The organism is Actinomadura alba (assembly GCF_014323705.1).
Lineage (GTDB): Bacteria > Actinomycetota > Actinomycetes > Streptosporangiales > Streptosporangiaceae > Actinomadura_C > Actinomadura_C alba.
The window spans coordinates 18,436-30,444 of the sequence record NZ_JABVEC010000017.1 but is presented as its reverse complement, the minus strand read 5'-3'; the positions used below and the strand labels follow the sequence as shown (position 1 = coordinate 30,444).

General features: G+C 73.6%; 7 protein-coding genes. 1 reads left to right on the top strand and 6 read right to left on the bottom strand.

Annotated features, from left to right (window positions below; translation table 11 throughout):
- Positions 1–71 precede the first annotated feature (71 nt).
- The 6 genes from HKK74_RS21955 to grpE all read right to left on the bottom strand — a co-directional run bounded on the left by HKK74_RS21955 (position 72) and on the right by grpE (position 10,830).
- Positions 72–1,838: a TRAFAC clade GTPase domain-containing protein gene (locus HKK74_RS21955; protein ID WP_312881666.1), complete on the bottom strand. Its 1,767-nt coding sequence runs from the start codon at positions 1,836–1,838 to the stop codon at positions 72–74.
- A gap of 3 nt (positions 1,839–1,841) precedes the next feature.
- Entirely contained in the window at positions 1,842–4,355 is a 2,514-nt protein-coding gene (locus HKK74_RS21950; protein WP_187245157.1) for a GAP1-N2 domain-containing protein, read from the bottom strand.
- Positions 4,356–4,358: 3 nt separating this feature from the next.
- Positions 4,359–5,579, bottom strand: a complete 1,221-nt coding sequence (locus tag HKK74_RS21945) for a TRAFAC clade GTPase domain-containing protein (RefSeq protein ID WP_187245156.1) — start codon at positions 5,577–5,579, stop codon at positions 4,359–4,361.
- A 2-nt stretch (positions 5,580–5,581) separates the two neighbouring features.
- Positions 5,582–8,173 (bottom strand): SaeA-related protein, encoded by a 2,592-nt coding sequence (locus HKK74_RS21940; RefSeq protein WP_312881665.1) that lies wholly within the window; start codon positions 8,171–8,173, stop codon positions 5,582–5,584.
- Positions 8,174–8,649: 476 nt separating this feature from the next.
- A complete protein-coding gene (locus tag HKK74_RS21935; protein ID WP_187245155.1) occupies positions 8,650–10,233 on the bottom strand; it encodes an Hsp70 family protein in 1,584 nt (527 codons plus the stop codon).
- A 9-nt stretch (positions 10,234–10,242) separates the two neighbouring features.
- A complete protein-coding gene (grpE, locus tag HKK74_RS21930) occupies positions 10,243–10,830 on the bottom strand; it encodes a nucleotide exchange factor GrpE (protein ID WP_312881664.1) in 588 nt (195 codons plus the stop codon).
- Positions 10,831–11,239: 409 nt separating this feature from the next.
- Between grpE and HKK74_RS21925 the strand changes: the two genes are divergently transcribed.
- Complete coding sequence (locus HKK74_RS21925; protein WP_187245153.1) at positions 11,240–11,923, top strand: ACT domain-containing protein; 684 nt, start codon at positions 11,240–11,242, stop codon at positions 11,921–11,923.
- Positions 11,924–12,009 lie beyond the last annotated feature (86 nt).

Here is a 12,009-nt window from a genome sequence, read left to right as displayed (position 1 = left end):
GGGGCCGCACGAGGTCCCGGCCCCGCCGGGCGGCCACCGGCGCACCGGACGCTCCGGACGATCTGGCGGGATCAGCGGATCAGCGGTAGGGCGTAGGCGGCCGTGCTCACCAGGGTGGCGATGGTGAGGACCGACATGCCGGCGAGGATGGCCCAGCGGCCGGCCTGGTAGCTCGCGGGCACCAGTGCGGCGTCGCGGCCGCGGGCCTCCCACGGCGCGCGCAGCGGGGCGGTGCCCGGCAGTTCGGGCCCCGGCAGTTCGGGGTCGGTATCCGCCGGAGCCGCGATGCCGTCGCCGACCGGCAGCCCGGTGACCCAGCCGAGCAGTTCGGCGACCAGGGCCGGTTCGGTCGTCAGGCCCGAGCCGAAGTAGCGCACTTCGGCGGCGAGCTGGTCGAGGGCCCGGATGGAGTTGCCGAGCCCGAGGCCCTCCAGCCAGTCGCGGACCGCGGCACCCGACTCCGGGTGCTCCAGGTGGCGCCCGACGATGGTGTGGGCCAGCAGGTCGGTCTTGGTGACGACCACCGCGACGCGCTTCTGGCGGCCCCGGTCGCGCCGCGATCGCAGCTCGTTGAGCACGCGCTGCAGGGTGTCGGCGGGATCCTCGTCGGACGAGGCGACCGCCTGCTCGACCAGTTCGTTCTCATCGCCGGTCAGGGTCCGCCGCACCTGCGGAAGCGCGAACGGGTCCATCACGAACAGCAGTGCCTCGCCGTGGTCGAGATAGCGCAGCGACTCGACCAGGGTGGCACCGGTGAAGTGCTCACCGGCCGGGTCGAACAGGTAGAGGATCCGGTGGCCGGCGCCGGGCAGGTCGACGTCGACCATCGTGGCGAGAGGCAGCTCCGGACCGGTCTTGGCCAGCCGCCCTCCGCGTTGGAACTCCTGTACCGCTCCGGCGTAGGCCTGGGCGTGCCGCCGCTCGACGAAGGTCACGGTGCCGTGCGCGGCCCGGGCGCGAGCGTGCAGCGCGCGGATCGCCAGGAACATGAACGTGGTCTTGCCCGCGGCCGGGCCGCCGACGAAGGGCAGTGGCTCGACCCGCACCCGGCCGATCCGCTCCGGCAGCCGCCCGTTGCAGTGGGGGCAGTAGGCCGTGAGCCGGAACCGGCCGAGCGGGATGGTGGTCGGCAGCCGGGCGCCGCACCGGCACACGTGCCTGACCGCGCCGAAGGAGTTCGGGGCGAGCCTGCGATGCCGCTCGCCGCAGGCCGGGCACTCGTACACCGGCAGGGCGACCTTCTCGTAGCAGAACGGGTGGGGACAGGTCTGCAGGATCCGCCCGTACGCCATGAACACCCGTTCGACGATGCCGAGCACCAGCACGCAGACGAGCCATCCGGCCAGCCCGACCGCCACCACCGCCGCGTACAGCAGGGTGAGCAGCGCGCCGAGCAGAGCGGCCGGGACGGCGGCGAGCACGATGCCCGAGCAGATCGCCAGCCAGAGCGGGAAGGTGAAGAAGCCCCAGATCCCCGACACGAGCGTTCTCGTGGTGGTCGTGAGCGCGACGGTGGCGGTCATAGTGATCTTGGGCATGATGCCGCGGGTGATCGCCCACAGGTCCCGCCAGACCTGCGCCAGCAGGTAGTGCCGGTAGGCCGGATCGGGCACCGGGGCGCCCTGCGAACGGGCCGAGCCGGGCGGCGCGACCGGTGCGAGGCCCTTGGCCGGGGCGGGCACCAGGGCCCGGCAGGCGTACACGTAGTAGTAGCCGATCGCGCACGCGGCGGCCGCGACGAGCGAGACGGAGAACACGACAGGGAAGACGAACACGAACCCGACCCACATGGCACCCAGCCACACGACCACCAGCAGCGCGACGAAGACGGCCTGCACTCGTCACCTCCCGCGCCGCTGACGCCGGGTCTGCGCCGCCAGAGTCCGGCTGCGCAGTTCCCTGAGCCCGGCCCGCAGGTCGCGGTCGTGGCGGAAGCAGGCGTCGAGCTGGAGATACGACAGCCGGCCGGCGGCCTGCCCGGCCGCCCACGCCTCGAGCGCCTCGGGGAACACGCTGAGGCGGCGCAGCCGGATCGCGACCTCCATGAGCTCGTTGCGCGCGGCCTTGCTGTGCTTGCCGGCGGTCCACTCGGCCACCAGCCGGTCGCGGGCCGGTGCGGGCGCCTCGGCCAGCACCGCCGCGCGGAACCGTGGCGCTCGCAGCGCGAGGCGCTGCGCCGCGCAGCGGACGACGCAGTCGGTCAGCGGCGTGGACGCCCCGGTCACCACGTCGATGTCGGCGAGCCCGAGGGCGGCCGCCGCGGCATCGCCGGCCCGCACCGCCGAGGCATAGGCCTGGACGAGGGCCGCGTCGGCGGCCGGGCGGTCGTCGGCGGTCAGCGCCTCGCGCGTACGCCGGGCGAGGTCGAGGGTGTCCGGCGCGTCGAGGTCGTCTCCGCTCTCGGCCAGCCGGGTGAACACCCGCGACGGCAGGTCGTACAGGCAGCGGAAGTGGGGGAGCGCGGCGCCGAAAGAGTCGATGACCGCGAGGCACTCACGGGCGGTGGGCGGCTCGGCCCACACGGCGTGCAGTACGTCCTCGACCGCTGACCGGGGTTCGGCGAGTTCGAGCAGGACCCGCGTGACCTCGATCCGCCGTTCCCTGCGCCGCCGCCCGACCGATCGCAGCACGTCCAGCGCGACGGCTCCCGGCAGCCACGGCGGTGCCGGTGCGGGGCCGGGGACCGGATCCGCCGCCGGGGCCGCGTCCGTGTGCGCGTCCGGGGTCGTGTCGGCGTCCGCGACCGGGGCCCTGGCCGGGCGCGGGGCCTTCCGCGCGTACAGCAGATCACAGGCGGCGTCGGTGAGCACCGCGGCACGGGTGCTCTCGTCGGTCGCGGCGAGCCCGGCGAGCGCGCCCGCGATGAGCGGCTCGCGCACCGCCATGGGCACGAGGCGTACGGCGGCGGTCAGGTCGGCGGTGCCGCGCCGGGCGCATCCGACGGCGGCCGCTTCGACACCGGGGCCGGGCACGTCGGCTCCGACGCGCTCCAGCAGCCCGGCGATCAGCGCGACCTCGGTGAGGTCGGGTGCCGTGAGCAGCGCCTCCTCGACGATGGGGGTGAGCCGGTCGCGGGCGGGTTCCGGCAGGGTGAGGTCGGGCAGCCGGGAGCGCAGGGCGGGGTCGCGAAGCGCCAGCACGACACAGCGGGCCGCGCATCGCTCGGCGAGGTGCGGATCCTGCACCGCCCAGTTCATGATCGCAACGGCCAGGTCGAAGCCCATGCCGGGGAGCGTCGGCGTGAGGTCGCGCCAGACCCATCCGGGCACGTCGGCGCCGTGCCGGCTCAGCAGCGTGGCGGCCTCGGCCTCCTCGCCCGGCGTCACCGTCTCGTCGCCCTGGCACAGCGCGAGCAGTGCCGCGGCCCGGTCGAGCACGACGTCGAGCGGGGCCGTGATCTTGGAGCGGAGCGCGGCGTCGGCGAGCTCGCCCATCGCGTCCAGCCCCGCGAAGTTGAGATCGCGCCAGCACTGCGCGGCCGTCCGCGCGTAGCGGCCCCGGGCGGCGCGCGGTGACTCGCCGGCCGGTGCGGCGCGGTCGCCCGCGTCGCGGTGGTCCTCGAGGCGGTGGTCCGTGTCGCGGTGGTACTCGACGCGGCCGCCCATGGCGTGCGGGGCGTCGACGAAGAAGACGGGGCCGTCGTGGCGGGTCGTCTCCCACACATCGGGCGTGGTGCCGACGACGCGCTGCGGCGCCACCCCCGGATCGGCGCTGTAGGTGATGAACGACATCAGCGCGGCGGCGGGCACCGGCAGGGAGTACGAGACGACCGCGATCCACCGCGCGATGAGCTCGGTGTCGTCGGCGACCAGTATGATCCGGCCATGGTCGCGCCCGAGGACGGTGGTGACGGCGTCGATCAGCCGGGCCAGCAGGTCATAGGTCGACGCGACGTCCCACTGGTCGGCCAGCCAGTCGGCGAGCGCGTCGGGTTCGAAGCCGTCACCGGGGGAGAGCTCGTCGAGGGCCGGGAGTAGCCCGCTCGCGGGGGCGTCGTCCCACAGCGGGGCGTGCCAGAGCTCCATCGGGCGCAGCCCCTCGAGCTCAGCGGTGTCGGCCACCACCGCGTGCGCGAAGAAGTTGCCGTACCGCCCGGAGTAGTCCCGGCCGAGGTAGCGGCACCGGACCAGCACGGGCCGCTCGTCCAGCCGGTCGTAGGCCAGCCCCACCGGGAACCGCGCCAGCTCGTCGGTGCTCGGGGAGAGCGGGGCGTGCGGTGGCGGCCGGTAGACCATGAGCGGTGACACGGCGGTGCGCAGGCCCGGCGGCAGCCCCGGGGTCTCCGCGACGAACTGGAAGCCGGCCCGGCCGTCCGGGCCGGACTTCGCGGAGGTGTAGTGCAGCTGCCAGGCCACGGCTCACGCGTTCCTTCCGGCCGCCGGCCAGGGGCTCGCCGCCGCGCCGCGGACGCCGTCGAGCATCCCGAACCGGTGCAGCAGCCACAGCAGCGGATCCTCCGCCCGATAGGGCTGCACGCCGCCCGCGCCGACCCGGCCGTCGCCCGGCATGCCCCCCAGCGCGGACAGCCCGAAGAACCCGTACTCCAGGTAGTGCTGGCGCAGGTAGCGGTCGAGCTGTCCGGCCTGCCACTCGTGCAGCAGCGCCCGGACCTGCTCGTCGACCGCCTCGCGGTCGTCGAGGTCGAGGGCGCCCTGGCTCTGCCGGGAGCGGTGCAGCGCCGACTGGCGGGCGAAGGAGGGCTGCAGCGCGTCGATCTTGGTGAGGGCGACCGCGACCGGGATCCGCAGCCGGTCGCCCGAACGACGCGCCTGGAGCGCCTCGGTGACCCGGGCGATCACGTTGATCGGCTCGCTGTCGGGATCGTCGGCGGTGACCGGCAGTGCCCCGCCGACCAGGGCCGCCCGGGCACCGGGCAGCTCCAGCGGATCGACGAGGAAGATGACGGCGTCGGCCGCCTCGAGATAGCGCAGGTGCAGGTCGCGCACGTCGCGGCTGCGCAGGTCCTCGCCTGCGGTGTCGAACAGTACCAGCGTGAGCGCGTCGTTGCCGCCGCCGAGGTTCAGCCGTCCGAAGCGGGGGCGCCGCGTCCGGGTGAGGAGGTAGACCAGTGGCTCGCGCGGCGTCGTCGCCGCGCTGGCGGTGGTCGGCAGCAGCCGCCGCTCGTCGTACAGTGGCCGCGCGAAGTCCCGCTTGTAGCGGTCGATGGTGCGGTCGTCGCAGGCCACCAGCGAGGTGTCGAGCTCGGTGCCGATCCGGTTCATCAGCTCGTGCAGCAGCACCGCGATGTAGGTGCTCTTGCCCGCGTTCTTGGCCCCGACGAGCGCGACGATCCGGCCCGGGGTGTCGCAGTAGGCCGACGGCAGGGGGTTGTGGCACTCCGGGCACACCCGCCGTCCGGTGGGCTTACCGCAGGCCGGGCAGGCGGCCCGGCCCCGTCGGCCGGACGCGGAGAACACCGGTGGGAGCGAGGCGGCCGCGGCCGACCCGGTGTAGTCGGCGAGCCTGCGGTCGAGCACCGGCTCGCAGCCCGGCCCGCGACCCGCCCGCCCGAGGCAGCGGAACTCGATCCGCTGGGCGGGCACCGCCGCGAAGCAGTACGGACAGGTGATCGCGCGCATCCTCAGCCCTTCATCTGGAGGCGGCGGACCGGTGGGTCGCTCAGCTCGATCTCATCATCGGCGGCGAAGCAGCGCAGCCAGAACGACCCGGCCCGCCGGGGATGCGGCAACGACAGCTCCACCGGAACCTCCAGTTCGTCCCAGGACGCGACGGTATCTCCGTCGCCCGGGTGCTGTGGCATCACGCGGCCCTCGCGCAGCACGAGCAGCAGGCGCGGGACGCGCACCGGCTCCTCGGACCGGAGCGCCACCACGAGGGTGCGGCGCCAGGGCGGCCCGGTCAGGCGCAGGTCGTAGTCCACGAGGGATCGCGGGGACACCATCACGGGTACCGGCGCGCCGACGACGCGGGCCTCGCCGCCCATGCCACTCGAGGCCACGAGTACGTCGACCTGCCGGGTCTCGGGCGCGGCCAGCCGCACCCCTCCCTGCGCCTCGTAGGCGGCCCGGGTGATCAGAGTTCGGCGTGGATCGGAGCCGCCCACCTGGTAGGTGAGCTCGACCTCGGCGACGTCGGGCGGCCAGTCGAAACCGACGTGCACCGTCGCCCCGTGGCGCCGCGCGACGACATTGCTCGGCGGCGGCAGGTTCACGTGCCGGCGGTGAGTCCCGACCGCGGCCGCCTCGCCCGAGACGGTGACGGCGAGCAGCACCCCGCTCGCGCCGGGACGTACCGCGAGCCCGTTCGCGGTCGGCGTCGCCGGTACGGCCCGGCCCGCCCGGCGCACCTCGGCCAGCGGCACGACGGTGCCGTGCGGCCAGGGCGGCGGACCGGCGAGCAGGACGAACTCGGTGGTGCCGCGCCGGGGCGGGTCGAAGCCCAGGAGCAGCCGGCCGGCCTCGCCCGGATCGGGCTCCAGCGTGAACCCGGCCACGGGCTCGGGCGGCGCACTCGGGCTGGCGGACACCCGTACACCCGGGGTCGTCACCTCACGGCCGGACTCGTCGAGATAGACGGCGGCCACGCGATAGTGGTAGGTCGTCCCGTTCCTGACCGCGTCGCGGAAGCCCTCACGGTCGGCCCGGACCACCACCCTCGGCAGGTCCACCGAGGCCTCGTCGCGGGTGACGAGCACCCGGGCGGCCGCGGGCGGGCACCGCCACCGGCCCGTGACGACCCCGTCGCCGGCCACGAGCTCCACCTCGGCCGGTTCCGGCCGTACCAGGACGGGACCGGCCACCGCGGGGGCCGCGGCCGTGTCGCCCCGCCGGGCGATGATCGCGTAGAAGAGCGGCACGTTGACCGGCGGGCGGCCGTCGTAGGCGCCCGTGCCGCTGCTCGCGATGATCTCGCCGTCCGCCGAGTCGCGCGGTGGCCGGCCGCGCCGGCGTACGACGCGGTAGCCGATGTCACCCACCTTCGACGGTGACTCGCTCCAGCTCAGGCGCACGGCCGTGCCACCGGCGTCGACGGTGGCGGCGGCCTCCGCGACCGGCCGCGGCGGAAGCCGTCGCTGGTGATCTTCCGCACCGGGCAGGTCGCGGACCAGATGCAGGGCGTCGGCGAGCAGCCGCCACGCCCGGTCCGGGTCGGGGCATTCCACGGCCTCATCGCGCAGCCTGACGGCGGTGGAGAGCCGCTCACGCGCCTCGGCCGCGAGTACCTCGGCGCTCTCGGCCTCCCGCCGTGCCGCGCTCTGCGCACCGGCCCGTTCGGCCTCGCCCGCGGCGGGGAGGGCCGAGTCGGCGAGCAGGGCCGCGGCGTGCACCGCGCCGGCGTCGAGCAGCTCACGCAGCCGCCCGGCCAGGCCGCCCGCCGGGCCGCTCTCTCTCAGCACGGCGAAGACCAGGCGCCTGGCCTCACCCGGCTCGATGCCGAGGCCGTCGACGGCGTACCGAAGAAGCGCCCGTTCGGAGGCGCGCTGCCGGTGCCGTTCCCGCAGCCGGTCCACGAGGTCGTACCGGACCAGTTCGGCCAGTCGCGCGCCGTCGCCGGTGTCGCCGCCGAGGGCCGAGCGCAGCGCAGCCAGTACCGTCTCGGCGTTGGTGGAGCTGGTGTCCCTCGGCCGCCGGGCCCAGTCGGCGGACACGGACGCCACCACCGATGCGTCCAGCCGCACTCCGGGCGCCTGGAAACCGCCCATCACCCGCATCGGACCGGTGAGCCGCGCGCCGAACAGGAAGTCGGCGAGATGCCGGTGACCCAGCACGGCGAGGGACTCGCGCGCCTTGAGATAACCCTGGTACGGCGCGGACGCCGGGAGCGGGTCGGGTTCGCGCACCTCGACGCGTTCGGTCGTCAGGAACGACTCCAGCTCTGCGCGGGCGAAGCCGCTGGACCGCGCGATGGCCTCCAGGTCGCCCGGCGACAGCAGCCGCAGCGGCCCGGCGGCGTCGAGCAGGCGTGCCCTCGCGTCGGACCGCCGGCGCTCCGTGCGCTCCGTGCCGCCGCGCAGCCGGGCGCGCAACGGGCCGGCGTCACCGCGCTCGGCGGCCGCGAAGACGGGCGCGAGCTCGCGGTGCTCGGCTTCGAGCCGGTCGATGAGCTTGCGGTACTTCAGCTGGCCGCGGGCCCGGCGCCAGCACTGCCGCACCAGCTTGACCTGAGCCGCGACGTCCTGAGGGGACAGCGGGTCGCGCAGCTGGTAGCGCACCCGCAGATCCTCTGGCGGCTGGTCCCCGGCGTTGCGCGCCGGTTCGAGGACCTCCCGCTTGTAGTGGTCGTCGAAGTTCAGGCCGATCCCCTTATCGAATATGCCCCCGTGAGCGGGCGCGCGCGGTCTGGACTGAGGAGCGCGCGGAGCGAGGTACGAGCGAGCACGTGACGAGGGAAGACCGCGCGACGAGGCGCCCGCGAACCGCCGAGCGGAGCGAGGCCATGGGCTCTGAGCGGGCGCGCGCGGTCTGGACTGAGGAGCGCGCGGAGCGAGGTACGAGCGAGCACGTGACGAGGGAAGACCGCGCGACGAGGCGCCCGCGAACCGCCGAGCGGAGCGAGGCCATGGGCTCTGAGCGGGCGCGCGCGGTCTGGACTGAGGAGCGCGCGGAGCGAGGTACGAGCGAGCACGTGACGAGGGAAGACCGCGCGACGAGGCGCCCGCGAACCGCCGAGCGGAGCGAGGCCATGGACTCAGCTCACCTGGACGCGGGACAGGGCCGCGCGGGAGCGCTCGACGTCCTCTTCGGACATGCCGCCCACGTCGACCGTCAGCTCGAGCCGCTCGCCGGTCTCCTTCTCGACTGCGGTGACGTGCAGAAGGCCGGAGGCGTCGAGCGCGAACGTGACCTCGATGGGCCAGCCCGCCTTCTTGCCCGGCGGCACCTTGATGACCCCGGTGGCGATCTCGGTGTTGTCGGTCACCTCCGCCGACTCGGCGGCACCCGCCTGTTCCATCACCCGCACGTCGGCGGCGGTCTGGTCGTCGTTGACCGTGAAGAAGTCCTCGGTGCGGGCCGCGGGCAGCTCGTCGTTGGCGTGCACCAGATGGGCGACCTGCTCGAGGTTGTTGGCCCGGTCGAGCACCACGATGCCGAAGGCGCGCGAGGCCACCGTCTTGATCTGGCGGTTGGCGATCTGACGCTGCTGCTCGGCGGAGAGCCCGGCCCGGCTGGCCATCTCCTCGGCCCGCTCCTCTGCGCCCTGCAGCAGAAGCCTGCGGAACGTCTCCTCGAAGGCGTAGAGGGCGGCGCCCTTGGCCACCGCGAGGTCGGGGTCCTGCAGCTTGGGCGGCAGGCCGAGTTCGGTCTCGAGCCGGGCGGCCACCGCGGGCATCTTCGTCGACCCGCCGACGAGCACGAGGTCGTCGTAGTCGGAGACGCCCTTCTCGCTCGCGGTGGCGAGGGTGCGGCCGGTGATCTCCACCGTACGGTCCAGCAGGTCCTTGGTGATCTCCTCGAACTTCTCCCTGGAGACCTCGACGGCGGCGACCCGGCCCTCGTGCATCACCCGCACGGTGTGCTGGGTACGGGAGGTCAGCGCCTTCTTGGCCTCCTCGGCGTCGCGGCGGAGCTGCTGCTCGGTCTGCTTGTCGTCGAGCGGATCGCCCGCGTCGGGGTGCTCGGCTCGGAAGCGCTCGGCGAGGTACTCCACCAGGCGCTCGTCCCAGTCGGCACCGCCGAGCTCGTGGTCGCCGTCGGTGCAGACCACCTCGATGTGGCCGCCCTTGAGTGCGATGACCGTGGTGTCGAAGGTGCCGCCGCCGAGGTCGTACACGAGGATCGTGCGGTCCTGCTCCGGGTTGAGCACGCCATAGGTGATGGCGGCGGCGATCGGCTCGGAGATGATGTCGATGACGTTCAGCCCGGCGATGCGGCCGGCCTTGCGGGTGGCGTCGCGCTCGGCGGCGCCGAAGTAGGCGGGGACCGTGACGACGACGTCACGGGCGTCCTCGCCGGTGGTGGTGCGTGCGTCGGTGGCCAGCTTGAGCAGGATGAACGCCGACAGTTCCTCGGGGGTGTACTCGAAGCCGTGGACCGGCCGGGTGAGGTCGCGGCCCATGTCCCGTTTGATCAGGCTGACGACGTTGTCCGGTTCGAGTACGGCGGTGTCCTTGGCCGCGGCGCCGACGACGACGTTGTCGCCCGACTCGAAGTAGACGACGGACGGTGTGGTGTCGGTGCCCTCGAGGTTGCGCAGGACCGTGGGGCGGCCGACTTCGTCGATGGAGGCGATGCACGAGTACGTCGTGCCCAGGTCGATCCCGTAGACAGCCATCTTTTCCACCTACTCGGGGTCGGGTTCAGGCGAGATGTTCTCACGGTCGTCGGACTTGAACCGAGCGACGACGACCTCGGCGCGCCGTACGACCCGTTCACAACGGGTGAAACCGTCCGTACGGGCGCTGACGACGGTGCCGTCGAGTTCGGGCCGGTCGACCGGTTCGGTCGCGACCGGCCGGTGCCGCGCGGGGTCGTAGAGGTCGCCGGGCTCGACGGTGAAGCGCTCGACGCCGGAGCGGGCGAGCGCCTCGGCGATCTCGTCGGTGACGGCGGCCAGCAGCGGCGCGATGTGGACCGGATCGGGCGGCTCCGGCGCCGCCCAGCGCTCGGACTCGCGCTTGGTCATGTCATGCAGGCGGTAAAGGGCGGCGCGCACCGGCTCGTACATGGCCTGCAGCTCGCCTCGGCGCAGCAGTTGGTTGTCCTCGTGCAAGCGGTCGATGATCGCTTCGCGGTGCGCGGCGCGCTCGCTGTCGCGGCCGACCATCCGGGTGAGCTCGGCGAGCGCCGAGCCGATCTCGCCGAGCTCCGCCATGACCCCGTCGATGTCGGCGGGCCCCTCTTCGGCAGGCGGATCCTGTGCACTCGACACGGGCAGCAACCCTAACGAGCAGTAACGCTCGGCGTAAGGTTTTCTGTCCATGTTCTTGGCCGTGTTCTTGGCCGTTCCGTGCCGCGGGGGCCCTGGTGGGAAAGCCGAACCGGACCACCGATCGATCGAATGTGCCGAGCCGGAAGAGGCCGGGCGGACGGCCGGCCGACGGCTCGGAACCGGCGGGCATCGGCACCGTTCATGACCGCTCGGTCGTGATCGACAACGGCGGCCCGCTCGCTGAACCGCTGCCGCGACGGCAACAGCCTTGGGCGGTCCGCCGCAGCTCAGGGGGTGGTTCAGGGTGGCGGGAGCCGTGTTTCTCAGCGATGATACGAGCAGGCAACAGATATGAAATATGTATGACGCAGCATAGTCGCGCCATTCCTTCTTATTTCGGGGGTAAACAATGTTGCTGAGAGTTCGCGTTCGGCTACCGGACCGGCCGGGATCGCTGGGCAAGGTCGCCAGAACATTGGGCGCCGCCGGCGCCGACGTGGTGCAGATGGTCGTCCTGGAGCGAGACGTCGGCCGGGCCCTCGACGACCTCACGGTGGCCTGGCCGTCGGGGGCGGGCATCGAGCGGCTCTGTGACGGGCTCGCATCCATCCCCGGCGTCGAGATCATCGGGGTGTGGCCGACGGCCGAGCCGCAGGGTGCCTTCCCGGACGCGGCACTGATCGGGCAGCTCGCGGCCAACCCCGACGGCGGGCTCGTCATCTTGACCGACGCCGTCCCCGCCATCCTCAGCGCCGACTGGGCCGGGCTGCTGCGTCCCGGGCGGCCCGCCGCCGAGGGCGGCGAACGGCGGCCGGACGACGCGGTCGTCCTGCACTCCAGCGTCGGCGCATTCGGCGACATCGACGTGCCCGACGTGAATCCGGTCCGGCCGCGGTCCTTCACCGCCAAGGACGGAACGCAGTACACCATCGCACCGATCGCCGACGGTGAGCTGGTACTGGTCGTCGCGCGCACCGGCGCGCCGCCGTTCCACCGCACCGAGGTGTTCCGGCTCGCCCAGCTGGTCACCGCCGCCGAGGCGGTGCTGGGGGCGCGCCGGGGCGTGATCAACGCCGAGGTCGAGATCGTCTGACGACCGGACGGCGCGTCGTCGGGGGCGGTCTCATCCGGCGTGTCCGGGCTCATCCGGCGCGTCCGGGCGGTCTCATCCGGCTCATC

What these genes read in the sequence shown, in the direction of transcription:
- HKK74_RS21935 (WP_187245155.1), bottom strand. Translation starts at nt 10,233, where the DNA reads ATGGCTGTCTACGGGATCGACCTGGGCACGACGTACTCGTGCATCGCC.
- HKK74_RS21945 (WP_187245156.1), bottom strand. Translation starts at nt 5,579, where the DNA reads ATGCGCGCGATCACCTGTCCGTACTGCTTCGCGGCGGTGCCCGCCCAG.
- HKK74_RS21925 (WP_187245153.1), top strand. Translation starts at nt 11,240, where the DNA reads ATGTTGCTGAGAGTTCGCGTTCGGCTACCGGACCGGCCGGGATCGCTG.